A 23,247-nucleotide genomic window follows, 5' to 3' on the forward strand; every position below is an offset into this window, starting at 1 on the left:
GTCACGGCCAGTCGAGGGACGGGCGGAGCGGCACATGCGACCGTCCCTCGTCGAGCCGGACGCCGAGCACCTGGTGGAGCTGCACCTTGTTGCGCTCGAACCCGACCACGCACCCGGCCATGTAGAGCCGCCAGACCCGGGCGGTGCCCTGGCCGACCTCCTCCACGGCCTCCTCCCAGTGCTCGTCGAGGTTCTTGCACCACTCGCGCAGGGTCAGCGCGTAGTGCTCGCGCAGGTTCTCCTCGTGGCGGACCTCGTAGCCGATGTCCTCCATCTGGCGGATCAGGTGGCCGACCGACTCGAGCTCGCCGTCGGGGAAGACGTAGCGGTTGATGAAGCCGCCCTTGTTCAGGGTCTTCTCCGTGCTGGTCGGGCGGGTGATGCAGTGGTTGAGGAGACGCCCGCCCGGCTTGAGCTTGCCGTAGAGGAAGGAGAAGTAGGACGGCAGGTTGTCCTTGCCGATGTGCTCGGTGAGGCCGATCGAGCTGACCCGGTCGAAACCGGTTTCCGCGACGTCGCGGTAATCCATGAAACGGACCTCGGCGAGCTCCGACAGCCCGGCCTCGGCGATGGCCTTCTGCGCGTACTCGGCCTGCTGGCGCGACAGCGTGACGCCGAGGCCCTTCACGCCGTACTCCTTGGCCGCGTGCATGACCATGCCGCCCCAGCCGCAGCCGACGTCGAGCAGCCGCATGCCGGGCTTGAGGTCCAGCTTCCTGGCGACCAGGTCGAACTTGGTGTGCTGCGCCTCCTCCAGCGTCGCGTCCGGCCGGGGGAAGACCGCGCAGGTGTACGCCATGGACGGGCCGAGCACCCACTCGTAGAACCGGTTGGAGACGTCGTAGTGGTGGTGGATCACCTCGGCGTCGCGCTGCTTGGCGTGCCGGCTGCCGAGCTTCGCCAGCGTGCTCTGCCGCGCCTCCTGCGGCGGCGGCGGGAGGCGCATCAGCAGCGGCTTGAGCCCGAGCGAGCGGACGGCGGCGATCTTCTCGCCGAGCGGCAGGTCGTTGAGCGTCAGCGACCACATCCGGTCGAGCAGGGTGTACATGTCACCGTGCACGTCCATGTGCCCCGCGATGTAGGCGCGGGCGAGCCCCAGCTCTCCCGGCGCCTGCGCGAGGTAGGCCACCGCCGCCGGGTTCTTCACCTCGACGCGGACGTCCGCACCAAGGGATCCCGCCTTGCTGCCGTCGTAGGCGACGAACTCGACGCCCGCGTCAGGACCGACGATCTTCTCGAAGATCTCCGCAAGAGTCATTGCACCTCTCCCGACGTCTTGACGCCCACCTACCTGGCCCTGACGCACTTGTCGTACAGGTCCAGCAGCCGGCCGCCCGGGTCGTAGGCACTCTTGACCGGCCAGTAGGCGTCCCCGTTGTAGAGCCGCCAGAACTCCTCACGACCGTAGAAGGAGGTGGAGTACAGCGACTTGTGGCCGTCGAGCGCGTGCACGGCACGCTCGATCAGCCGGTTGTGATACCCGTCGTACTGGCCGCGCGGCAGCGGCACCATCCCCCAGAAGCCGAAGTTCACGTACAGGCGGCCGGGTTCGAGGGGATAGAGCGACCACTCGCCGGTCGCCCTGAGCGGGCACATCCACACCGGGGTCATGCCGACCTCGCGGTGGAAGACCTCAAGGAACTCCGCGCCCCGCTCGACCGGGACCTCGACGTCCTGGATCACCGACTCGTGCACGGGGTTGTTCCGCCAGCGGTCGATCCTGGCCGTCAGCCCGTACCTCTGGTCGAGGCCGACGAGCCTGCGGTAGACGTCCGAGCGCATCCACCGGCGCGGCAGGAGCGAGCGGACCAGCGGCTGCTGCACCCCGAAGGCGCGCGAGCACCAGAACCAGTCGGTGTCCCAGCGCCACAGGTAGTCGCGGACCGTGAGCCAGTCGCGGGCGCGGCTGCGGATCGACTGGTAGTAGATCCGCATGCCGGTGTAGTCGGAGGTGTAGGGCGCCCGGTCGGAGAACGACCCGACGGTGACGTACAGCTCGTCAGGGCTGAAGAACGTGCCGTCGACGAAGTCGATCGGCTCGCCGTCGTGCTCGCGGCTCTCGCAGATCTCCTGCATGGCGAGCATGCACTTGTCCGCGTCGCCGAAGCGGATGTGGGTCAGCTTCACGTACGGCTTGACCCGGGCCAGCTTGATGCGGATGCGCAGGGCGTAGCCGAGCGTGCCGTAGGAGTTGGGGAAGGCCCGGAACAGGTCGGCGTGCTCGCCCTCGGCCCGGGCCACCACGATCCGCCCGTCGCCGGTGAGGATCTCCAGTTCCTCCACCGACTCGTGCGGCAGGCCGTCCCGGAAGCTGCTCGACTCGATGCCGAGGCCGGTGACCGCGCCGCCGAGCGTGATCGTCTTCAGCTGCGGCACGACGTACGGCATGAGCCCGTGCGGCAGCGTGGCGTCCACCAGGTTCTCGTACGTCGTCATGCCCTGGACCTCGGCCGTCATGGTGACCGGGTCGACGTGGATGACCTGGTCCAGGTCCCGGGCGGACAGCGCCGCCGTCTTGGCCGGCGCCCGGAAGCGGAACAGGTTCGTCGTGGCCTTCGCCAGCCGAGGAGCGGCGTCTTCGGGGATGGCGGCGTAGGAGTCCCTGATCTGCTCGACTGCCTTGATATGGGCGGTCATACTGGCCGTGCGCTCTGGCATGACACCACCCCCATGGATCGTAGTGATCGCCTCTTGGCACGCTATCCCCGGACGGGGACGCAGACCAGAGTAGACACGTTACGCCCGCGAAAACTATCGAGTAGCCTCGCGACACCCCGTCGGGACAGATCGTATCCTTCCCGTGTTCTTCGCCTCGCGCGCCCCTGCCGTAACTGTGGAAACCGTCAGGACCTGGGCCGACGGGCGTGTTCCACTGGGTGGTGAGGAGGAACGCATGGATGCGTCACGGGGGCCGCTGACGGGGATCCGGGTGCTTGAGCTGGCCGGGCTCGCGCCGGGGCCGTTCGCCGGGATGATGCTCGCCGACCACGGCGCCGAGGTGCTGCGCGTCGACCGGGTGGCCGCGGTGGGCGACGAGCCCCGGCGGGAGGTGATGGACCGCGGCAAGCGGACCATCGGCCTCGACCTGAAGTCGCCCGAGGGCGTGGCCGCGTTCCGGCGGCTGGCGGAGCGGGCCGACGTGGTGATCGAGGTGTTCCGCCCGGGCGTCGCCGAGCGCCTCGGCATCGGGCCGGCCGACCTGCACGCCGTCAACGAGCGGCTCGTGTACGGCCGGATGACCGGCTGGGGCCAGGACGGCCCCCTCGCCCACACCGCGGGGCACGACATCGACTACATCGCGATCGCGGGGGTGCTGTCGATGCTGGGCCGCGCGGGCGGCAAGCCCACCCCGCCCATCAACATCCTCGGCGACTTCGCCGGCGGCGGGCTCATGCTCGCGTACGGCGTGCTGCTGGCCCTGATCGAACGGGAGCGGACCGGCCGCGGCCGGGTGGTGGACGCCGCGATGGTCGACGGCGCCGCGCTGCTGTTCTCGATGTTCCACGGCGCGGTGCACGGCGGGCAGTGGGGTCCGCGCGGCACCAATCTCCTCGACACCGGCGCCCCCATGTACGACACGTACGAGACGGCCGACGGCGGGTTCCTCGCGGTGGGCGCGCTGGAACCGCGGTTCTGGGCGGAGATGCTCGACCGCATGGGCATCGGCGACCTGCCCGGCCGCGACGACCGGGCCAACTGGCCGGTCATCCGCGAACGGCTGGCCGAGGCGTTCCGGTCCCGTACGCGGGCCGAGTGGGAGGCGGTCTTCGAGGGCTCCGACGCCTGTGTGGTCCCGGTGCTCGACCCGCGCGAGGCCGCCGGGCACCCGCACAACGTGGCGCGCGGCACGTTCGTGGAGGTCGGCGGCGTCCCGCAGGCCGCGCCCGCCCCCCGGCTGCCCGGCGCCGGGCACGGCGACCTCTCCCCCGCCACCCGGTTGCACGACCTGAGCGCGTGGGGGCTGCCCGACGGCGAGGCGGAGGCGCTGCGCGCCGCCGGCGTCCTGGCCTGATCCGGACGACGGGCCTGATCAGGCCCGAATGATTACGCGGGGGCGGCCTGGACCTGCGCCGGGGGCCCGGAGGGCTCGCCGAAGGACGGCAGGGTCGCGACGTAGAGGTCGACTCCGCCGGGGTGGTGGATCTCCAGGTCGGTGGTGAAGGCGCGGGCCGGGGTCGCGCCCGACTCGGTGTGCTTCCACACCTGCTGCCAGGCGTCGATCAGCGCCCCGGGCAGGGGTCCCCGCGCCTCGGCCATCAGCGAGGGCACGCCGGGCACCCGTACGGCGACCATGCCCTCCGGCAGTCGCGCGGCCGTGCGCACCGCCACGCCGACGATCTGCGTGTAGGCGCCGTTGTGGTCGCTCTCGTAGTCCGTCAGCACGGCGTACAGGTTCTCGTCGACCCGGCCCGGCACGTGGGCGAACGCCCCCGGCGCTCCGGCGCGGGCCCACAGGGCCGGCAGCCGGGCGAGGGAGGGGTCCACCTCCGCCGCGTTGGTCGTCCGTACGACGTAGCCGACGACAAGCGTCTCCGGACGGTCAACGATGATCACTTGTGCTCCTCTCAGGCGAGGTCAATGTATCCCGTGGACGGGTCTGCTCTCGTCGGCGGGCGGGAATGCCGGAAACGACCGCTCACAACGTAGGCTGGACAAACGTGCGATTCCTCAACGATGTGACGCCGCCCTACGATCTCACGTACAGCGATGTCTTCATGGTGCCCTCCCGTTCCTCGATCGGGTCCCGCCTGGCCGTGGATCTGTCCACGGTGGACGGAAGCGGCACCACGATCCCCGTCGTCGTCGCCAACATGACGGCCGTCGCGGGCCGCCGCATGGCCGAGACGATCGCCCGGCGCGGCGGCGTCGCCGTCATCCCCCAGGACATCCCGATCGAGGTCGTGGCCGACGTCGTCGACTGGGTCAAGAACCGCGACCTTGTCCACGACACGCCCATCGCCCTCACCCCGCACGACACCGTCGGAGAGGCGCTGACCCTGCTGCCCAAGCGGGCCCACGGCGCGGTCATCGTGGTCGACTGGGACAACCGCCCGGTCGGCGTGGTGACCGAGGCCGACTGTCACGGCGTCGACATGTTCACCCAGCTCTCCCAGGTCATGACCCCCTCGCCGCAGACGCTGCCGCGCGGGATCGACCCGCAGGCGGCGTTCGAGGCGCTGCACGGGGGCCGCCACCGGCTCGCCCCCGTCGTGGACGAGAACGGCGGGCTCGTCGGGATCCTCACCCGCACCGGGGCGCTGCGCTCCACCCTCTACCAGCCCGCCGTCGACGCGCGGAACCGGCTCCGGATCGCGGCCGCGGTCGGGGTGAACGGCGACGTGGCCGCCAAGTCCAAGGAACTGCTCGACGCCGGCGTCGACGTGCTGGTGGTCGACACCGCGCACGGCCACCAGGAGAAGATGATCGGCGCGCTGCGGGCCGTACGCGCGCTCGACCCCGCCGTGCCGGTCGCCGCGGGCAACGTCGTCACCGCCGAGGGCGTACGCGACCTGGTCGAGGCCGGGGCCGACATCGTGAAGGTCGGGGTGGGCCCCGGCGCCATGTGCACGACCCGGATGATGACCGGCGTCGGGCGCCCGCAGTTCTCCGCCGTGCTGGAGTGCTCGGCCGAGGCCCGCCGTCTCGGGCGGCACGTCTGGGCCGACGGAGGCGTGCGCCACCCCCGCGACGTCGCGCTCGCGCTCGCGGCGGGCGCGGCCAACGTCATGATCGGCTCGTGGTTCGCCGGCACGTACGAGTCCCCCGGCGACACCCGCACCGCCGCCGACGGCCGCAAGTACAAGGAGAACTACGGCATGGCCTCCGCCCGCGCCGTACGGCTGCGCACCGCCGAGGACACACCGTTCGAGCGGGCCCGCAAGGCGTTGTTCGAGGAGGGCATCTCGACCTCCCGGATGTACCTCGACCCCGCGCGGCCGAGCGTGGAGGACCAGATCGACGCCATCGTGGCCGGCCTGCGGTCCTCCTGCACCTACGCGGGCGCCACCACGCTGGAGGAGTTCCACGAGCGTGCGGTGGTCGGCATGCAGAGCGCATCCGGCTACAGCGAGGGCATGCCGCTGCACCAGAGCTGGTGACCGCACCGATTCCCGGAAGGAATATCGGGCTCCGCCGGGGTAGTGGGGTTCCTCGTACCGGCCGCACTATCCCGCGGAGGCGCTCATGCAGTACTCACCGGCCGCAGAGCCGGCCAGTCCGGCGGTCGACAGACGGCTGCTGGTCAGCTACGACAACTACGCCGCGGCGCAGCGCGCCGTCGACACCCTGTCCGACGCCGGTTTCCCGGTGGAGAACAGCGCGATCATCGGCAGCGACCTGCGCCTGGAGGAGACCGTCACCGGGCGGCTCACCAACGGCAGGGCCGCGCTGACCGGCCTGATCAGCGGCGCGGTCTTCGGGCTCATCGTCGGCATGTTCCTCGGGTTGTTCACCTCGACCACGACCTCGTTCTTCGGGCTCGTGCTGTGGTCGATCCTGTGGGGGGCCATCGCGGGCGCCGCCTTCGGCTTCGTCGGCCACGCCTTCACCGGCGGGACGCGCGACTTCTCCTCCCGGAGCTCGATCGTCGCCGGGCGCTACGACGTGCTGGTGGCCGCCACCATGCTGGACCAGGCGCAGGCCCTGCTGCAGGGCGGGGTGCAGCCGGCCGACACGGTCGTCGTCCAGCGGCCGCCGTCCGCCGGACCCGCCACACCGGCCGTCACCGAGCCCGTGACGCCGCCTACGGCGGTCTCCGGCGACACCGCCCCGCAGGAGGACCTCCGTACGGACGAGGAGCGCGCTGAGGACTCCCTCGACAGGGACGTCCGCGACAGGGAGATTCGGGACAGGGAGATTCGGGACGAGGAGGCGCGGGACGAGGCCGGGCTGTCGCGGGGCCGCCGGATGTGACGTCCCCCGGCGCTGTTTCCCTCGCGTCCTCCCACAGCGCCGTTTCCCACAGCGCCGTTTCCACGGACACCACGACGCCTTCCCCACCTGCTTCCGGACCCCGCCTGCGTCCGGACACGGCGGGGAAGGCGTCGTCGTGTCGGCCGCCGTCGCGGGATCACCGCACGGCCCTGGCGGTAGAGTCGTCTGCCGCCGGAACGTCCGGCACGGACAGGACAGGAGAGCCACGTGGCACTGGAGAAGCCCGAGATCGACTTCCCCGAGGGCGAGCCGCCCGCCGACCTGGAGATCGCCGATCTCGTTGAGGGGACCGGCCCGGAGGCCAGGCCGGGGCAGAACGTGACCGTCCACTACGTCGGGGTGGCGTTCTCCTCGGGTGAGGAGTTCGACGCCTCCTGGAACCGCGGGCAGCCGTTCCAGTTCCCGCTCGGCGGCGGCCGGGTCATCGCCGGCTGGGACCGCGGCGTGGCCGGCATGAAGGTCGGCGGCCGCCGGCGGCTGACGATCCCCCCGCACCTCGGGTACGGCAACCGCGGCGCGGGCACCGTCATCAAGCCGGGCGAGACGCTCATCTTCGTCGTCGACCTCCTCGGCGTCGGCTGACCGCTCCCCCGCCGCCCGGCCACGCGCACCCCGGGACGTCCGGGCGTCCGGGCCGACAGCCGGGATCGAGCGTCCGGGGATCGGGGTGTCCGGTGCGGGTCCGGGCCCGTGGGAGGCCGCCCGGCCCGTGGCAGGCCGCCAAGGATCGAGGGTCCGGGATCGAGCGTCCGGGGATCGAGGTGTCCGGGGCGGGTCCGGGCCCTGCGGGACGCCGCCCGGGCCGTGGCAGGCCGCCCGGGGCCGAGCGCCCAGGATCGAGCGTCCGGGATCGGGGTGTCCGGGGCGGGTCTGGGCCCCGCGGGACGCCGCCCGGGCCGTGGGAGGCCGCCCGGCGAAGCCTATGAGGTCCCGGCCTCGTCGGGGATGATTGCCGCATGAACGGCGATCTTCCTCATGACGGCCCCTCTCATGACGGTCCCCGTATGGCCGAGCCTCCGAGCGCCGCGGCGGGCGGCCCGGCGAGCACCGTGCCTCCCGCACAACCGCCTCCCACACAGCCGCCCCCCGTGGAGTCACCCCTCGTCCGGCTGCCCCGGGCCGTGGTCGCGCTCGCCGCCGCGGTCGTGGCCGTGCTGCTCGCGGTGAGCCCCTGGTACGGCTACCACCGCGACGAGCTGTACTTCCGCATGCTGGGCGAACGCCCCCGGCTCGGATACTTCGACACGCCGCCGCTCACGCCGATGATCGCCCGGCTCTCTACGGCGGTCTTCGGGGACACGGTCGTCGCGCTGCGGATCGTCCCCTCCCTGTGCGCCGGGGCGCTGGTCGTCCTCGCCGCGCTGGTCGCCCGGGAGTTGGCCGCCCGGGATTCGGAGACAGGCCGCTCCGCGCAGGTCCTCGCCGCGGCCGGCACGGCGGGCGCGGTGCTGCCGCTGCTCGCGGGACACTCGCTGCTGACCCTCACCCCCGATCTCGTGCTGTGGCTCGCGGTCACGCTGTGCCTGCTCCGGGTGCTGCTGCGCGGCGACGGCCGTTACTGGCTCTGGACGGGCCTGCTGGCCGGGATCACGTCCTACAACCGCGACCTCATCGTGCTGCTGCTCGGCTGCGCCGGCCTGGGCCTCGTCGTCGCCGGCCCGCGCGGGGCCCTGCGGGACAGGCGACTGTGGCTCGGGGCCCTCCTGGCCCTGGCGATCGCCTCGCCCAACCTGGTCTACCAGGTCACCCATGACTGGCCGCAACTCCAGATGGCCGAGGCGCTGCGCGTCGACGAGGGGGCGGACAACCGCATCGCCTTCGTCCCCCTCCAGATCCTGCTGCTGGGTCCCCCGCAGGCGGTGGTGTGCGTGGCGGGCTGGCTGCGGCTCTGGCGTGACCGGCGGGTCCGCTCGCTGGCCCTGGCCTACCCCGTGGCCTGCGCGCTGATCCTGCTGTCGGGCGGCCGCCCCGACTACGCCGGCGCCTTCCTGCTCTACCTGTTCGCGGCCGGGTGCGTGACGGCGGCCGGATGGCGGAGGCGGCCCGTCCTCGTCGTGGCGCTGGCGCTCAACGCCGTGGTCGCGGTGGTCCTGGCGCTGCCGGTCGTCCCGGCCGCGTCACTCGCGGGGACGCCGGTCGCGGCGATCAACGAGGTCGCCCGCGAGTCGGTGGGCATGCGTGACCTGGCGGCGCAAACTGGGCGGGTGGTGGCCATGCTGCCCGCCGGCGAGCGGGCGGGGGCCGTGCTGCTCGCGGGGAACTACGGCGAGGCCGGCGCGCTGCGCCGCTGGGCGGGCGACTTCGGCCTGCCCGCGGTCTACAGCGGCCACAACGAGCTGTGGTGGTGGGGCCCGCCGCCGGAGGGGACCCGGGTGACGGTCTCCGTCGGCTATCCGCCCGGCCGTCTCCGCACGGTCTTCGCCGCCTGCTCGGTCGCGGGCACGGTGAGCGGGATGCCGGGCGAGGAGCAGGGCGTGCCGATCACGGTCTGCCGTGACCCCCTCCGGCCCTGGCGCGAGCTGTGGCCGCTCATGCGTCACTACAGTTGAGGCGACTCGCCCCCCTGCCTGGGCACGTGCCCATCCGGTAAGGCAGGATTACGTTGTGTTGCTGATCGACCTTGCCCGGACGTCCGCGGCCGTGGCGGCAGACTCGGCGCGGCTGGCCAAGATCAGGCACCTGGCCGAGCTGCTCGGCAGGGTGGGCCCGGACGAGGCCGAGATCGCCATCGCCTACCTGTCGGGGGAGCTGCCGCAGCGTCAGATCGGCGTGGGCTGGCGGAGCCTTTCCGACCTTCCCGAGCCGCGCCAGATCGCGACGGCGACCCTCGGCCAGGTCGACGCGCTGCTCGAACGCATCAAGGCCCAGTCGGGGACGGGTTCCCAGGCCGCGCGCCGGGAGCTGCTCGGCGAGCTGTTCGGCGCCGTGACGCGGCAGGAGCAGTCGTTCCTGCACCGGCTGCTGACGGGCGAGCTGCGCCAGGGGGCGCTCGACGGCGTGATGATCGAGGCGATCGCCAGGTCGGCGGACGTTCCCTCCGCCGAGGTGCGCCGGGCCCTGACCCTGCGTGGCTCGCTGCCCGCCGTCGGGGCGGCGGCGCTGCGCGGCGGGGTGGCGGAGCTCAAGGCGTTCCATCTGGAGGTCGGGCGGGCCGTCGCGCCGATGCTCGCGCAGAGCGCGGCCAGTGTGACCGCCGCGCTGGAGAAGGCCGGCGCCCCCGCCGCGGTCGAGTGGAAGCTCGACGGCGTACGGGTCCAGGCGCACCGGTCGGGCGACGACGTCGCCGTCTTCACCCGGACGCTCGACGACATCACCGGTCAGGTTCCGGAGCTGGTCGAGGCGGTGCTGGGCCTGCCCGGCACCGATCTGGTCCTGGACGGCGAGGTCCTCGCCCTGCGCCCCGACGGCCGTCCCGAGCCGTTCCAGGTCACCTCGGGGCGGGTGGCCAGCAGGACCGGCGTCGCGTCGCTGCGGGAGACCGTGCCGCTGACCGTCTTCTTCTTCGACGCCCTGCGGGTGGGCGGGGCCGACCTGCTCGACCTGCCCGACCAGGAGCGGCACGCCGCGCTGGAGACGGCGGTCCCGGCCGATTTGATCACCCCGCGCCTGGTCACCGGGGACGCCGAGGAGGCCGAGGCGTTCTTCGGCGACGCGGTCCGCCGGGGGCACGAGGGCGTCGTCGTGAAGTCGCTGGGCACGCCGTACGCCGCGGGCCGGCGGGGGGCGGGCTGGATCAAGGTGAAGCCCCGGCACACCCTTGACCTGGTCGTGCTGGCCGCCGAATGGGGCAGCGGACGACGCCGGGGCTGGCTGTCGAACCTGCACCTCGGCGCCTACGACCCGGAGACGGGCGGATTCGTGATGCTCGGCAAGACGTTCAAGGGCCTCACCGACGAACTGCTGACCTGGCAGACCGAGCAGTTCCTGCGGATCGCGGAGAGCCCTGCCGAGGGCTCTGGGAACGGCCCCGGGGACGGCCCTGGGGACGGCTACGTCGTCGCGCTCACGCCCACGCTGGTGGTGGAGATCGCCTTCGACGGGGTGCAGCGGTCAAGCCGCTATCCCGGGGGCATGGCGCTGCGGTTCGCCCGGGTGCTGCGCTACCGCCCGGACAAGCGGCCGGAGGAGGCCGACACCGTCGCCGCCGTCCGCGCGATCATGCCCTGACGTCACCGGCGTCACTTCACGGGCTTACTTCACGGGCCTACTTCACGAGGCGGACCGTCAGGGGGTAGCGGAACTCGGTGGCGGCGATCGCCGACACCCCGCCGACGACGGACAGGACCAGCCCGAGGACCCAGACCACCGGCACCAGCACGACCCCGACGACGGTGAACGGCAGCAGGATGGTCGCGCCGAGCACGGTGAGGTGGAAGTTGAGCGCCTCCACCGCGTGCCGCCTGATGTAGGGGGACGTGCGGCCCGCGGTCACCATCATCAGCAGCGGGCCGACGACGAAGAAGCCCGCCAGCGCGAACAGGTGCGCGGCCGCCGCTCCGGCCCGGTCGCCTCCCTCCAGGGCGGGATTGGGAGCGAAGGACGCGGGCGGCCGGGGCACGTACGCCGGGCGGGCGCCGTACAGGTCGTTCATGATCGGCATGAGGTCGGCGTGGGTGCGGGCGGTCATCGCCCGGTCCAGCCGCTCGTCCATCTCGTGCTTGTCGAGCCTGCCCTCGGCGTAGGCCGCCTTGACGTGCTCGACCACCTGCTCACGGTCCTGGTTCGTCACGCGCAACTGAGGGTGCGGCATGGGGGCCGGGCGGCCCTGCCACGGTGGTGTCGCTGTCGCGGGCATCATGAACATCGCCTTCCGTCGACGGCCTGCTCGGCTTGTCTCAAGTCTGCCTCCATCCTGCTCCGGGGAGGCGCCCCCGGCATCAGGGACATCCCCGACATGGCCCCGAGACCGTTCCCTTAACGCCATCGTGATCTGTGGCACGGTATACAAGCACTATGAGATGGCGAGATCGTTACGGGCTCCGGCGGCGGCGCGGCCTCCGCGTGGCCAAGTTCGACCGCGAGGCGACCGACGCCGACATCGAGGCGCTCATCGAGTTCGCCAAGACCCGGCGTGGTGTGGAGTTCTACGTCGAGCCCGAGACCTTCGCCACCGACACCACGGCGGTGGCCGTGGCCCACGACGGGGAGTGGACCCGCCGCCGCGTCGGATCGCCCGCCGTCATCGCCAAGGTCGCCAGAGATCTCGCCCTGCCGGTCTACGACGTGCAGCTCACCGGGTATCCCGCGCGGATGCGCGCCTACAACGAGCGCCGTCGCCAGGCTCAGGACAGCGACCCGGTCTGAGCCGGCGTCAGCAGCGCGCGCAGCGGCGCGAGCCAGACCGCCCTCGGGGCGCCCATCTCGTCGTCGAGCTCCGCCGGGGTGGGCATGCGGTCGTGGAGCATGGCGGGGGACATCATGTGCGTCAGCGCCTGCCGTAGCAGCAGCGCCATCGAGTAGCCCGGATCGGCGTCGAGGGCCCGCTCCAGCGCCATGCCCGCGAGGGCGCACTCCCCCCGCTGCCATGCCGCCGCCGCCAGCAGCGAGGCGGCGGGAGCGGCGTGGCCCGGCTCCAGCCGCCGGGTGAGATCACGCCACAACGCCAGATGCGCGTCCCGGTCGTCGATCAGCGCCCACGCCTCGTCCCGCACCCGGATCACGGCGAGGTCCAGCCCAAGCCGCGCGGCCCCCTCGTCGCCCAGCCGGCCTCCCGAGTCGTAAAGCTCGATCGCCGTGCGCACCCGCGCCAGCGCCTCGCCGACGAACCGCGCGGCCTCCTCATCCAGGTCCGTCGCCGCCTCACCCGCCGCCGCAGTCGCCGCATCGAGGGCCGCGAGGCGCGTGCGCAGGGCCGCCACGACGCGGAGCGTGGCCTGCCGCATCCGCGTCCCGCCGCAGGGCTGGACGGAGCGGCGCAGGCTGCCCCGGTCGGGGAGCGCGACCAGCCCGTGCATCACGGCCGTGGCCGCGACCCGGCTGCCGCCGATGTCGTACGGCGTGCCCTCGGCGGGGCAGCAGGTCGCGCTGCCGCAGGAGTAGGACCAGTAGCGCCCGCCCTCGGCCCGCAGGCTCTCCGTCACGCGGATGTCCCCGGCCAGCAGCAGCCGGGTCACCTCGTCGACGACGGGGGTAACGAGCGCGCCTGGGCCGTACCCCACGAGGAACGCGGAGGTCACCGCCTCGCGGCGGAGCAGCGGGACCAGCCGGTCGAGCTCCCCGGGATCGGCCGGGAGGTCCCACCGCGTCGTCAGCCGCACCTCGGGACCGGTGGACCCGGTCACCACGAGGCTGTCGGCCGGGTGGAAACCGACGAGATAGGGCACCGCGGAGAGGATGTCCGCCGGGCTCGAGAGCACGAGCTTCGGAGTCGTCATAGCGGCAAGCCTCGCCGGACCGCCGCACCCCCAAGACGGCCGAAGCGCGCTCTGGGGACAGCCGTCCCCCTGTGGACAACCCGGCAGCCGGAAAACCATTGGCACCGGGCCGGGCACTCGGCCTACACTCGCCGCCATGTCTCTGCCCCGGATCTCTTAGCTCGGACACCCGCTTCCACGCCACCCGTGTGTCCTTGAGCTTCTCCGGAGCGTCAACAAATGATCACCCTTCGCGGTGTCGACGTGCGCGTCGGCGCCCGTCTCCTGCTGTCGGACGTCAGTGCCCACGTCGCCCCCGGCGACCGCGTCGGCCTGGTCGGCCGCAACGGCGCGGGCAAGACCACCCTGCTGAAGACCCTGGCCGGCGAACTGCAGCCGGTCGCGGGCACCGTCACCCGGACCGGCGAGGTCGGCTATCTCCCGCAGGATCCCGCGGCGGCCGATCCGTCCCTCTCCGTCGCCGCCCGCATCCTGTCGGCACGCGGCCTCGACGAGGCCGAGCGCGCGCTGCGCGCCGCCGAGACGGCCATGGCCGACCCCGCCGAGCGGAAGCGGGCGATGCGGCGGTACGTCCGGGCCGAGGCGGAGTTCGAGGCCCGCGGCGGATACGCCGCACAGGCCGAGGCCGCCCGCATCGCCGCCGGGCTCGGCCTGCCCGACCGGGTCATGACCCAGCCGGTCGGCACCCTGTCCGGCGGGCAGCGCCGCCGCGTCGAACTCGCCCGCATCCTGTTCGCCGGGCAGGGCACGCTGCTGCTCGACGAGCCCACCAACCACCTGGACGCCGACTCAGTGGCCTGGCTGCGGTCGTTCCTCGCGAGCCGGGCCGGCGGGCTGGTCCTGATCAGCCATGACACCGCGCTGCTCGACGACACCGTGAACAGGATCTGGCGCCTCGACGCCGACCGGGCCGCGCTGGAGGTGCACAACACCGGCTGGCGCACCTATCTGGCCGACCGTGACGCCGCCGAGTGCGGGCGCGCCCGGCAGCGGGCGGTCGCAGAACGCAAGGCCGCCGCGCTGCACGCCCAGGCCGACAGGATGCGCGCCGGCAAGTCGACGGCCGTGCGGGCCAAGGAGATGGCGCGCCGGGCCGACCGCATGCTGGCCGCGGTGGAGCCGGTCCGCCGCGCCGAGAAGGTCGCGCGCATCCGGCTGCCCGAGCCCGCCCCCTGCGGCCGCACCCCACTCGGCGCGATCAGCCTGGCCAAGGCGTACGGCGACCTGCGGGTGCTGACCGGCGTGGACCTGGCCGTGGACCGGGGCAGCCGGCTCGTCGTGCTCGGTCTCAACGGCGCGGGCAAGACCACGCTGCTGCGGATCCTGGCCGGGCGGGAACGCCCCGACTCGGGCCGCGTGGTGCACGGTCCCGGTCTCCGGCTGGGCTACTTCGCGCAGGAGCACGACACCCTCGACCCGGCGCGCACCGTCGCCCAGAACCTCGCCGCCGCCGCGCCGCACCTGGGCGACGGCGAGGTGCGGCGGATCCTCGGCTCGTTCCTGTTCGCGGGGGACGACGCGGGCAAGCCCGCGGGCGTGCTGTCCGGCGGCGAGAAGACCCGTCTGGCGCTCGCCACCCTGGTCGGCTCGCAGGCCAACGTGCTGCTGCTCGACGAGCCCACCAACAACCTCGACCCGGCGTCACGGGACGAGGTGCTGGCGGCGGTCGCCTCTTACCAGGGCGCCGTCGTGATGGTCACCCACGACGAGAAAGCCGTGGAGGCCCTGCGTCCCGACCGCGTCCTGCTGCTGCCCGACGGGGTCGAGGACATGTGGAACGCCGGCTACGCCGGTCTCGTGTCCCTGGCCTGACCTCCCGGCGCCCGGCCTCCTGATGCCTGATCTTCCGGTGCGGGCGCCGGCGCGAGCCGGAGGCGCACGAGCATCGCGGCTCCGGCCACGGCGCCCGGCATCGCGACCACGCTCACGAGCGGCACCATGAACGAGAGGAAGAGCGGCACGCCGAACCCGAGCGTGACCGGCAGGTTGGCGCGGAGCAGGGCGAAGCGCTCCCTGCGCCGCAGGCCCCTCCGCTCCATGGCGAGGGCGGTCAGCTCGACCGTGAGGAAGAACCCGGAGACGAACGCGCCGACCACGGGCACCACGGTCTGGCCCACGACCGGCACGAAACCGAGCACGAACAGCGGCACCGTGAACAGCACGACGTACCACAGCGTGACGAGGCTGTCTCGGACCGACCGGAACAGCGACGACCAGAAGGGCGGGTCGCCGCCGGGAAGCCCGCCCAGGTCGTCCTCGACCTTCTCCGAAAGCTTCTCGTAGAACGGGTCGCCGATCACGAGGGTGACGGCGGTGAAGGTCAGTACGGAGAGCGCGAGCCCCACGACGAAGATCATGAAGCCGACCAGCGCACGGAACGTGTCCCGCCAGCCCCAGTCGTCGGCGAACGGCGTCACCCAGGCCGCGACGTCGGTGGCGTGCGTGCCCAGCCACACCAGCGCCGCGACGTAGATCGCGAGCGAGATCAGGGCCGGGATCAGCCCGAACAACCACCAGCCGGGATGCCGGGCGACCCATCCGAGCCCGCGGAAGCAGAAGCCGATCCCCTCGGCGAAACCGCCGACGCCACGCCGCCCGGCGGGCCGCTCGATGCCACTCATGGCGGGCAGGCTAGCGCCAAAGGCGCGTCACCGGCACGCCGAGATCGGCGAGCAGGCGGCGGATCAACGGAAGCGAGATGCCGAGCACGTTGCCGTGGTCGCCCTCGATGCCCTCCACGAACCAGCCGCCCAGGCCGTCGAGGGTGAACGCCCCCGCCACCCGCAGCGGCTCACCGCTCGCGACGTACGTGCCGATCTCCTCGTCCGACGGCGTGCCGAACCGCACCACGGTCGCGGCGACCTCGGATCGCGTGCGTCCTCCGGCCACGTCCTTGACGCAGTGCCCGGTCAGCAGCCGGCCGGTCCTGCCCCGCATCATGTGCCAGCGGCGCACCGCCTCCTCCGGCGTTCCCGGCTTGCCGTACGCGACGCCGTCGAGTTCGAGCACCGAGTCGCAGCCGATCACGATGCCGTCGCCGAGCGTCAGCGACACCGCGACGGCCTTGGCCACGGCCAGCTTCAGGCAGAGCTCCTCGGGAGTGGCGGCCGTGATCGCGTCCTCGTCGACCCCGCTGACGATCACCTTTGGGTCGAGCCCGGCCGCCCTCAGCACACCGAGGCGGGCGGGCGAGGCCGAGGCGAGCACCAGTTCCGTCACATGGTGAAGCCTAGTCGCTTCTACTATGTCTGACGTTTACCGATCACACATGGGGGACGCCGGTGTCAAAAGCCACGCTCAAAGAGCGCGCGCGCTACTGGTTCGACAACACCATGGCCAAGGGCACGGCCGCCCTCATCGGGTGGCTGGCCCTGGTGTCGCTGGCGCTCATCGTGGTGGTCAGCGCGCTGACGATGTGGTTCGCCCCCGACGAGGCGCTCCGGCACGACGGCTGGCCCGGGGTGCTGTGGCTGTCGCTCATGCACGCCCTCAGCCCCGGCAAGATCGCCGGAGACGCCGGCACGGCGCCGTTCCTCGCGATCATGCTGGGGGCGTCCCTCGGCGGCATCTTCATCGTCAGCATCCTCGTGGGCGTGCTCTCCACCGGTCTGCGCGCCAAGATCGAGGAGCTGCGCAAGGGCCGCTCCCGCGTCATCGAGAGCGGCCACACCGTCATCCTCGGCTGGTCCGAGCAGCTCTACACGATCGTCTCCGAGCTCACGAGGGCGCACGCCAGCCAGCACGGCTCGGTCATCGCGATCCTGGCCGACAGGGACAAGCCCGCCATGGAGGACGCGATCCGGGCCCACGTGGGCGACACGGGCAGGACGCGCCTGGTGTGCCGCACCGGCCGGCCCACCGAGCCGGCCGACCTCGACCTGCTGAGCCTGAGCACCGCGCGAGCGATCGTGGTGCTGTCCCCCGAGACGGAAGACCCGGACGCGCACGTCGTCAAGACCCTGCTCGCGCTGGCCAAGCGGGCGGGCGAGCATCCGCCGGTGGTCGCCGCCATCGCCTCCTCGCGCAACATGGCCGCCGCCCGGCTGGCCGGAGGGCCCGGCGTCCACCTGGTCGACAGCGACGACATCGCCGCGCGGCTGATCGTGCAGTCGTCCCGGCAGTCCGGCGTGTCCGTCGTCTGCATGGACCTGCTGAACTTCGACGGCGGCGAGATCTACCTCCGGCGCGATCCCTCCCTCGCCGGCAGGACATACGGCCAGGCCCTCGACGCGTACGCGACCGCGACCGTCCTCGGCCTGCGCACACCCGGCGGTGTGATGCTCAACCCGCCGCCGGACACGGTGATCGGGACGTCCGACGAGATCGTCGTGCTCGCCCAGGACGACTCGCTCATCCGCCTGGCGAACGGAACGGCTCCCGCGGACGAACGGCACATCGTCCCCGCGACGGCCCCGGCGCCGGCCCCGGAGCGCACCCTGATGCTCGGCTGGAACGGCCGGGCCGCGCGGATCATCCGCTACCTGGACGGCTACGTGACCCCCGGATCGGTGCTCGACGTCGCCGGCGACCACCCCGGCGCCGGCGCCGGCCTGGCGGACCTGCGCAACCTGACGGTGAACGTCAAGGAGTGCGACGGCACCGACAGGTACGCCCTGGAGTCCCTCGGCGTCGGCGTCTACCAGCACGTCATCGTGCTCTCCGACGACCGGCACGATCCCCGCCACGCCGACAACCGGACGCTGATGACGCTGCTGCAACTGCGCGACATGCAGGCGACCCTCGGGGAGAAGTACTCGATCGTGAGCGAGATGCACGACGAGAACAACCGGGCGCTGGCCGAGGTCACCGAGGCCGACGACATCGTGATCAGCGACACCGTCATCGGCCTGCTACTCGCCCAGCTCGCCGAGAACCCGCACCTCGCCGAGGTCTTCGGCTATCTCTTCGACTCCGCGGGCTCGGAGGTCTATCCCCGGCCCGTGGAGGACTACGTGACGACCGGCGGGCCCGTCGCCTTCCGCACGATCGTGGAGTCGGCCCTGCGCCGTGGCGAGACCGCGATCGGTTACCGCGTGGCGGCGAAGTCCGGGGAGCCGCCCCACTACGGCGTCGTGCTCAACCCGGACCGGTCCCGGGCGGTGACGTTCACCGCCGGTGACTCCGTGATCGTCCTCGCCGAATGCTGAGCCCGGCCGTCCCCGCCGCTCACTCGCCGAGGCCCGCGCGGCGGGCGCGCACCACGGCCTGCGCCCGGTCGGCCACCTGGAGCTTGGCGAAGACGGACGTCAGGTGGTTCTTCACGGTCTTCTGACTGAGGAACAGGGCGCGGGCGATCTCCGCGTTCGACTTGCCGGACGCGAGCAGGTCGAGAACACCACGCTCCCTGGCGGTCAGCTCGGGGAAGGGCGTGACGTCCGGGCCGGACGCCAGGAACCTGCGGATGCGCCGGGCCACGGCGGGGCCGTACACGGCCTCCCCCCGGGCGACGGACCGAACGGCGGCGATGAACTCCGCCCCGCCCGTGCCCTTCAGGACGTAGCCGCGCGCGCCCGCCCGCAGCGCGGCGAACACCGACGCGTCGTCCTCGCTCATCGTCAGCACGAGCACGCCGAGGGCGGGCTCGCGGTCGATCAGCCGGCGGGTGGCCTCGATCCCCGAGGTGCCCGGCATCACCAGGTCCATCACGACCACGTCGGGGCGCAGCGACAGGGCGAGGGCGACGGCCTCCTCGCCGTCCCCCGCCTCGCCCACCACCTCGGCACCACCGACCTGTTCCAGCAGCGTCCGCAGGCCGTGCCGCAGCAGCGGGTGGTCGTCCGCCAGCAGGACGCGTATCGGCTCGGCGGTCTCCGAATCGGCCTCGGGGTTCATCACAGCGGCAGCACCGCCTCCACTGTCGTGCCCGCCCCGGAGGCGGACGTCCTGTACAGCACGCCGCCGAGTTCCACGGCGCGCTCTCTCATGCTGCCCGACCCCACGCCCTCGACGAGCGGTTCGGGCAGCCCCCGGCCGTCGTCGCGGACCCGCAGGACCAGCCCGCCCCGCTCGATCCGTGCGACGATCTCGACGGTCCTGGCCTGCGCGTGCCGCAGGGCGTTCGCCAGCGCCTCCTGGGCGATGCGGTACGCCGCCACCTCGACGGCGGCCCCCAGCTCGGGAAGCGGCTCCGGCACCCGGACCCTGACCGCGGGGCCGCCCTGCGCGGTCTCCTCCGTCTCCAGGGCCAGGTCCTCCAAGGCTCCGGCCAGCCCGAGCTCGTCGAGCGCCGGCGGGCGCAGGTCGTGAACGATCCTCCGCACGTCCCCGACGAGCCCCCGGACGAGCTGCCCGACCTCCGACAGCGACGATCGCACGGCAGGCGACACACCCGCGGCCGTGGCCTCTATCACGTCGAGCCTTACGCCGATGGCGGCGAGGCCGGGCCCGAGACCGTCGTGGAGGTCACGGCGGAGCCTGCGCCGTTCCTCCTCCCTGGCGATGACCAGCCGCTCCCGCGACGTCTGCACCTCCCTGGCGAGCCGAACGGCCGCGAGGGCGACCGCGAGCTGGCGGGCGAGGTCGTCGAGCACCGCCAGGTCCGCCGCCGACAGAACCTCGCCCGGCGACCGGGGAGCCGCGCGCAGCTCCCCCTCCACGCGTCCACCCACCACGAGCGGCAGACGTACGCCGTCGCCGGGGACACCGCCCTCCGCGCAGACCGGCGTGCCGTCGGCGGCGAGCACGGCGACCGCGGGCAGCCGCAGGGTGTGCGCCACGGTCTCCGCCGCCCGTTCGAGCAGCCGCGTCGGGTCGGCCGACGACTCGAGGCGCTGGCCGAGCAGGGACAACGCGGCCGCGGGGTCGCCCCGGTTGCCGAACAGCAGACGGCCGACGGCCCGCTGCGCGGCGTCGCGCGCGGGTGCGAACGCCACCGCGACGACGGCGGTGGCGGCCAGCGGCTCGAACATCCCGCTCCCGGCCCGCAGGAGCGTGCCGATCGTGGCCACGGTGACCAGGTAGGCCCCCAGCAGCGTGACCGTGACCAGCGCGTACACGACGGTGCGCCGGATCAGCACCTCGATGTCGAACAACCGGTAGCGGAAGATCGAGACCGCCGTGGCCGCAGGGAACAGCGGCAGCGCCACGGCCAGCAGCCACACGCCCACGGGCGGATCGGGCGGCAGCAGCGTGTCGGCGGCCACCGCGAGCCCCACCGCGACGACGGCCGCGAACACCGGCAGGAGACGTCGCCTGTCGTCGGATCGGGTGACCCGTGCGGCCAGCGCCGCCATCCCCGACGCGGCCAGCCCGAGCGCCACCACGCCGAACGTGAGCTCCACCACGGGCTTGGTGGGGACGAAACCGAACGAGCTGGGCACCTCCCGCCCCCAGACCCAGATGCGGTCCCGAAGCATGAGCATGACCTGGAGCACCGTCATCCCGGCGACGGCCGCGACCAGGACCGGCCGCCAGCACGGCGACGGCAGCCGTCCGTCGGGCAGCAGCATGGGGAGCAGCAGGAGCGGCCCGAAGCCGGTGAAGAACACCCAGTTCGTCACCCACGCGGCCGCCAGGGCGCCGGGCAGCCCGTGCGACTCTGCGTACGCGGCGTATCCCCCGGAAAGTGCCTGGAGGGCCAGCCCGGCGCCGCTGAGACAGAACAGCAGGCCGACGAGGTGCCGCCGCCATCGCGAGAGGATCAGCACGCCCACCGCCGGACAGGTCAGGCCGGCGACCGCGTCGAGCACGAGATAGGTGGTGTCCAGGACGGGCGCGGCCGCGGTCAGCGCGACGCCGGCGACGACGGCCGCCCCGCACAGGACAGGGATCGCCCAGAGACCTCGGGGCCACACACCGCTTCGCATCAGGACATCATTGGACATTCGCGCACGAAGGGGAATGGGACCCGGGTCCCGTCCCATCCGGGACTCCGCCCAGGTCCGTCGCACGGGACGGAACGGGACCTCACCCTCAGGCGGGCGGGACCGCCGGGACGCTGGAATCGGCCCATGCGAACGAACACGTCAACCGCCATCGACACCGACACCGACACCAGGACCGCCGCTCCCACCGCCCGCGAGCCGCGGCTCGGGGTCTACGGCGTCGCCCTGGCCGCCCTCGTGCTGCCCGTCGTCGCCCTCGCCGTCTCGCAGGGCGCCGACCTCGACCGAATCGGCGACGCTCCCATCGGGACCCAGATCGCCATGTACAGCCAGGCGTTCATGCCCGCGCTCGCCGCGCTCGTCGCGTGCCTGGCCGCCGGAGGCGTCCGCGCCGTGGACTGGGGTTTCCACCGGGTACCCTGGCGCACGCTCGCCGCCGCCTGGGCCGTTCCCGTCCTCGGCATCGGCATCGCGTACGGCACGGCCTGGCTGACCGGTGCCGCCCGCTTCGACCCGGGCGACCTCGCCGGGTCCACCGGGCTGCATCCGGCACTCGGCGTGCTGCTCGGCCTCGTTCCCGGTGTGGTGCCGTTCGTCGTCCTGGCGCTCGGCGAGCAGCTCGGCTGGAGCTCCCTGCTGGTCATGAGGCTCGCCGCGCGCAGGAGCCCGGCCACAACGGCGGTGATCCTCGGCCTGGCCTGGGCCGCGTTCCACTACCCGCTGATGCTGTTCGTGCCGGGGGCGGTGGAAGAGGGCGTGGCGGTGCCGTACGCGATGCTGATGTTCACACTCCAGACGGTCACGCTGGCCTTCCCGCTCGTGTGGCTGCGGCTTCGCACCCGGAGCATCTGGCCCGTCCTGGTGTGCCATGCCACGGTGAACGCGTCGCTGTACTTCGTGGCCGAGGCGATGACCTCGACGCATGACAGGTCGGCCTGGATGGTCGGCGAGGGCGGCGCCCTCACCACGGCCGGGCTGGCGGTGGCCGTGCTCCTGACCGGCCGCCTGTGGCGGCGCCCGCGCTCCCGCTGAGTCAGAGCGCCTTGACGGAGGACATCACCGCGTTGATGTCGCGCCAGCGCTTCTTCTGGCTGTCGGGGATCGTGACGAACACGACGGCGGGCTTCTTGTCCTTGACGTCCACGAGGGCCAGCGCCGCCGCGGAGGTCCGCTTCTTGCCCTTCACCGTGTAGTGCACGGTGTAGCCCAGCAGCCAGCCCTTCCGCTTGCCCGCCTTCATCGGCTGGGAGGCGGTCCAGGTGATCGTCGCGCCGGACGGGTGGTGGTTGAGCGTCCACCGCGCGGCCAGGAAGGCGGTGTCGCGCAGCGTCTCCTGCTGCGGGATCGGCACCGGGCAGGAGACCAGCAGGCCGCGGTACGACATGCCCTTGACCTTCGGCAGCACCTGCCGGGAGGCGAACGGGCTCGCCTTGGCGAGCGTCCACGACTTGGTGAAGCGCGGCAGGGCCACGCCCGAACGCCGGTCCTTGACCAGGCCGCGGATGCGGGCCGGATGCCCGTGCAGGCGGCGCAGCTTGCGCTCGTTCGCGGGCAGCGTGGGCACCCGGGGATCGTGCAGGGCCGCCGCCATCGCGGTGTCGGGCGAGGGCTCGGGGCTCGCACCGGGAGGACTCGCACTGGCCTGCGGGCCGGCACCGAGTGGACTGGCACTGAGCGGGCTGGCACTCGACAGCGGGCTCAGGCCGGGCGTCGCCACGGCCTCGGTCGCCGTGCCGATCCCTCCGCCGTTCCCTGTGTCGGTCCCCGCGCCGCCTGCCACCGCGGCCGGGCTGCCCAACCCGCTCGGCAGGACCACCTGCTGGGTCGCTCCCTGGGCGGCCGGGCCCCGTACCTCGGCCGGCGCGGGAGTGCCCCGGCCGAGCACCACGAAGGCGGCGCCCGCGCCCAGGATGCCGACCCCCGCGGCCACGGCGACCGCCCGGTAGACCACCCGCATCGGCAGGTCCCCGAGGCCCTTGCCGGAATTCGTCGCCGGTGCCGGCGGCGGGACCGTGATCTTCGGCAGTGGCGTGGTCTCGGCCTCGGCCGCTATGTAGGAGGGCACGGCCTTCGTCCCATAGTCCCCAGGTGACACGATCGGGAGCGTACGGCATATC

General features: G+C 72.8%; 20 protein-coding genes. 10 read left to right on the plus strand and 10 right to left on the minus strand.

From position 1 onward, the window contains the following. Nucleotide 1: 1 nt before the first annotated feature. Nucleotides 2-1,258: a class I SAM-dependent methyltransferase gene (locus F5972_RS07670; RefSeq protein ID WP_150932439.1), complete on the minus strand. Its 1,257-nt coding sequence runs from the start codon at nucleotides 1,256-1,258 to the stop codon at nucleotides 2-4. Between the two features lie 29 nt (nucleotides 1,259-1,287). Then, nucleotides 1,288-2,658: an FAD-binding oxidoreductase gene (locus tag F5972_RS07675; protein ID WP_150932441.1), complete on the minus strand. Its 1,371-nt coding sequence runs from the start codon at nucleotides 2,656-2,658 to the stop codon at nucleotides 1,288-1,290. 235 nt (nucleotides 2,659-2,893) lie between these two features. Between F5972_RS07675 and F5972_RS07680 the strand changes: the two genes are divergently transcribed. Then, the gene (locus tag F5972_RS07680) at nucleotides 2,894-4,012 is read left to right on the plus strand and encodes a CaiB/BaiF CoA transferase family protein (RefSeq protein WP_150932443.1); all 1,119 of its coding nucleotides are present in this window, start codon (nucleotides 2,894-2,896) and stop codon (nucleotides 4,010-4,012) included. A 32-nt stretch (nucleotides 4,013-4,044) separates the two neighbouring features. On the opposite strand, the gene F5972_RS07685 is transcribed toward F5972_RS07680, so the two are convergent. After that, nucleotides 4,045-4,554, minus strand: coding sequence for a GyrI-like domain-containing protein (locus F5972_RS07685; protein WP_150932445.1), 510 nt, complete (start codon nucleotides 4,552-4,554; stop codon nucleotides 4,045-4,047). A 104-nt stretch (nucleotides 4,555-4,658) separates the two neighbouring features. Between F5972_RS07685 and F5972_RS07690 the strand changes: the two genes are divergently transcribed. The 5 genes from F5972_RS07690 (at nucleotide 4,659) to F5972_RS07710 (ending at nucleotide 11,100) form a co-directional block, all read left to right on the plus strand. Continuing rightward, a complete protein-coding gene (locus F5972_RS07690) occupies nucleotides 4,659-6,098 on the plus strand; it encodes a GuaB1 family IMP dehydrogenase-related protein (RefSeq protein ID WP_150932447.1) in 1,440 nt (479 codons plus the stop codon). Between the two features lie 85 nt (nucleotides 6,099-6,183). After that, complete coding sequence (locus F5972_RS36990; protein ID WP_191909988.1) at nucleotides 6,184-6,912, plus strand: YrzE family protein; 729 nt, start codon at nucleotides 6,184-6,186, stop codon at nucleotides 6,910-6,912. A gap of 228 nt (nucleotides 6,913-7,140) precedes the next feature. Further along, a complete protein-coding gene (locus F5972_RS07700; RefSeq protein ID WP_150932449.1) occupies nucleotides 7,141-7,515 on the plus strand; it encodes an FKBP-type peptidyl-prolyl cis-trans isomerase in 375 nt (124 codons plus the stop codon). Between the two features lie 422 nt (nucleotides 7,516-7,937). After that, nucleotides 7,938-9,482, plus strand: coding sequence for a glycosyltransferase family 39 protein (locus tag F5972_RS07705; RefSeq protein ID WP_191909989.1), 1,545 nt, complete (start codon nucleotides 7,938-7,940; stop codon nucleotides 9,480-9,482). 55 nt (nucleotides 9,483-9,537) lie between these two features. Beyond that, the gene (locus tag F5972_RS07710; RefSeq protein ID WP_150932454.1) at nucleotides 9,538-11,100 is read left to right on the plus strand and encodes an ATP-dependent DNA ligase; all 1,563 of its coding nucleotides are present in this window, start codon (nucleotides 9,538-9,540) and stop codon (nucleotides 11,098-11,100) included. A gap of 37 nt (nucleotides 11,101-11,137) precedes the next feature. On the opposite strand, the gene F5972_RS07715 is transcribed toward F5972_RS07710, so the two are convergent. Continuing rightward, nucleotides 11,138-11,662 (minus strand): DUF1707 and DUF4870 domain-containing protein, encoded by a 525-nt coding sequence (locus tag F5972_RS07715; protein ID WP_263641802.1) that lies wholly within the window; start codon nucleotides 11,660-11,662, stop codon nucleotides 11,138-11,140. A 224-nt stretch (nucleotides 11,663-11,886) separates the two neighbouring features. On the opposite strand from F5972_RS07715, the gene F5972_RS07720 reads away from it, so the two are divergent. Next, nucleotides 11,887-12,237: a hypothetical protein gene (locus F5972_RS07720; RefSeq protein WP_138462612.1), complete on the plus strand. Its 351-nt coding sequence runs from the start codon at nucleotides 11,887-11,889 to the stop codon at nucleotides 12,235-12,237. Here F5972_RS07720 and F5972_RS07725 read toward each other — a convergent pair. Further along, nucleotides 12,216-13,307: a DUF4192 domain-containing protein gene (locus F5972_RS07725; protein WP_150932456.1), complete on the minus strand. Its 1,092-nt coding sequence runs from the start codon at nucleotides 13,305-13,307 to the stop codon at nucleotides 12,216-12,218. The genes F5972_RS07720 and F5972_RS07725 overlap by 22 nt on opposite strands. A 219-nt stretch (nucleotides 13,308-13,526) precedes the next feature. Here F5972_RS07725 and F5972_RS07730 point away from each other — a divergent pair, with 219 nt between their 5' ends. Further along, the gene (locus tag F5972_RS07730) at nucleotides 13,527-15,119 is read left to right on the plus strand and encodes an ABC-F family ATP-binding cassette domain-containing protein (protein WP_150932458.1); all 1,593 of its coding nucleotides are present in this window, start codon (nucleotides 13,527-13,529) and stop codon (nucleotides 15,117-15,119) included. Here F5972_RS07730 and F5972_RS07735 read toward each other — a convergent pair. Next, nucleotides 15,092-15,928, minus strand: a complete 837-nt coding sequence (locus tag F5972_RS07735) for an EI24 domain-containing protein (protein ID WP_150932459.1) — start codon at nucleotides 15,926-15,928, stop codon at nucleotides 15,092-15,094. The two genes, F5972_RS07730 and F5972_RS07735, sit on opposite strands and share 28 nt — an antisense overlap. Before the next feature lie 10 nt (nucleotides 15,929-15,938). After that, nucleotides 15,939-16,526: a Maf family protein gene (locus F5972_RS07740; RefSeq protein WP_150932461.1), complete on the minus strand. Its 588-nt coding sequence runs from the start codon at nucleotides 16,524-16,526 to the stop codon at nucleotides 15,939-15,941. 62 nt (nucleotides 16,527-16,588) lie between these two features. On the opposite strand from F5972_RS07740, the gene F5972_RS07745 reads away from it, so the two are divergent. Then, entirely contained in the window at nucleotides 16,589-18,454 is a 1,866-nt protein-coding gene (locus tag F5972_RS07745) for a CASTOR/POLLUX-related putative ion channel (protein ID WP_150932463.1), read from the plus strand. Between the two features lie 19 nt (nucleotides 18,455-18,473). On the opposite strand, the gene F5972_RS07750 is transcribed toward F5972_RS07745, so the two are convergent. Next, nucleotides 18,474-19,139, minus strand: coding sequence for a response regulator transcription factor (locus F5972_RS07750; protein WP_150932692.1), 666 nt, complete (start codon nucleotides 19,137-19,139; stop codon nucleotides 18,474-18,476). Next, the gene (locus F5972_RS07755; RefSeq protein ID WP_191909990.1) at nucleotides 19,139-21,112 is read right to left on the minus strand and encodes a sensor histidine kinase; all 1,974 of its coding nucleotides are present in this window, start codon (nucleotides 21,110-21,112) and stop codon (nucleotides 19,139-19,141) included. Before F5972_RS07755 ends, F5972_RS07750 begins: the two co-directional genes overlap by 1 nt. A gap of 144 nt (nucleotides 21,113-21,256) precedes the next feature. Here F5972_RS07755 and F5972_RS07760 point away from each other — a divergent pair, with 144 nt between their 5' ends. Beyond that, the gene (locus F5972_RS07760) at nucleotides 21,257-22,162 is read left to right on the plus strand and encodes a CPBP family intramembrane glutamic endopeptidase (RefSeq protein WP_150932467.1); all 906 of its coding nucleotides are present in this window, start codon (nucleotides 21,257-21,259) and stop codon (nucleotides 22,160-22,162) included. 1 nt (nucleotide 22,163) lies between these two features. Here the strand turns inward: F5972_RS07760 and F5972_RS07765 are convergent, their stop codons facing one another. Further along, nucleotides 22,164-23,225, minus strand: a complete 1,062-nt coding sequence (locus F5972_RS07765; RefSeq protein WP_150932469.1) for a hypothetical protein — start codon at nucleotides 23,223-23,225, stop codon at nucleotides 22,164-22,166. Between the last annotated feature and the right edge of the window lie 22 nt (nucleotides 23,226-23,247).

It is taken from the genome of Microbispora cellulosiformans, from assembly GCF_008728085.1.
Lineage (GTDB): Bacteria > Actinomycetota > Actinomycetes > Streptosporangiales > Streptosporangiaceae > Microbispora > Microbispora amethystogenes.

Excerpts from the sequence above, each read along its gene's own strand:
- F5972_RS07670 (WP_150932439.1), bottom strand. The coding sequence starts at position 1,258 with ATGACTCTTGCGGAGATCTTCGAGAAGATCGTCGGTCCTGACGCGGGC.
- F5972_RS07675 (WP_150932441.1), bottom strand. The coding sequence starts at position 2,658 with ATGCCAGAGCGCACGGCCAGTATGACCGCCCATATCAAGGCAGTCGAG.
- F5972_RS07680 (WP_150932443.1), top strand. The coding sequence starts at position 2,894 with ATGGATGCGTCACGGGGGCCGCTGACGGGGATCCGGGTGCTTGAGCTG.
- F5972_RS36990 (WP_191909988.1), top strand. The coding sequence starts at position 6,184 with ATGCAGTACTCACCGGCCGCAGAGCCGGCCAGTCCGGCGGTCGACAGA.
- F5972_RS07705 (WP_191909989.1), top strand. The coding sequence starts at position 7,938 with ATGGCCGAGCCTCCGAGCGCCGCGGCGGGCGGCCCGGCGAGCACCGTG.
- F5972_RS07720 (WP_138462612.1), top strand. The coding sequence starts at position 11,887 with ATGAGATGGCGAGATCGTTACGGGCTCCGGCGGCGGCGCGGCCTCCGC.
- F5972_RS07725 (WP_150932456.1), bottom strand. The coding sequence starts at position 13,307 with ATGACGACTCCGAAGCTCGTGCTCTCGAGCCCGGCGGACATCCTCTCC.
- F5972_RS07730 (WP_150932458.1), top strand. The coding sequence starts at position 13,527 with ATGATCACCCTTCGCGGTGTCGACGTGCGCGTCGGCGCCCGTCTCCTG.
- F5972_RS07735 (WP_150932459.1), bottom strand. The coding sequence starts at position 15,928 with ATGAGTGGCATCGAGCGGCCCGCCGGGCGGCGTGGCGTCGGCGGTTTC.
- F5972_RS07750 (WP_150932692.1), bottom strand. The coding sequence starts at position 19,139 with ATGAACCCCGAGGCCGATTCGGAGACCGCCGAGCCGATACGCGTCCTG.
- F5972_RS07755 (WP_191909990.1), bottom strand. The coding sequence starts at position 21,112 with ATGCGAAGCGGTGTGTGGCCCCGAGGTCTCTGGGCGATCCCTGTCCTG.
- F5972_RS07760 (WP_150932467.1), top strand. The coding sequence starts at position 21,257 with ATGCGAACGAACACGTCAACCGCCATCGACACCGACACCGACACCAGG.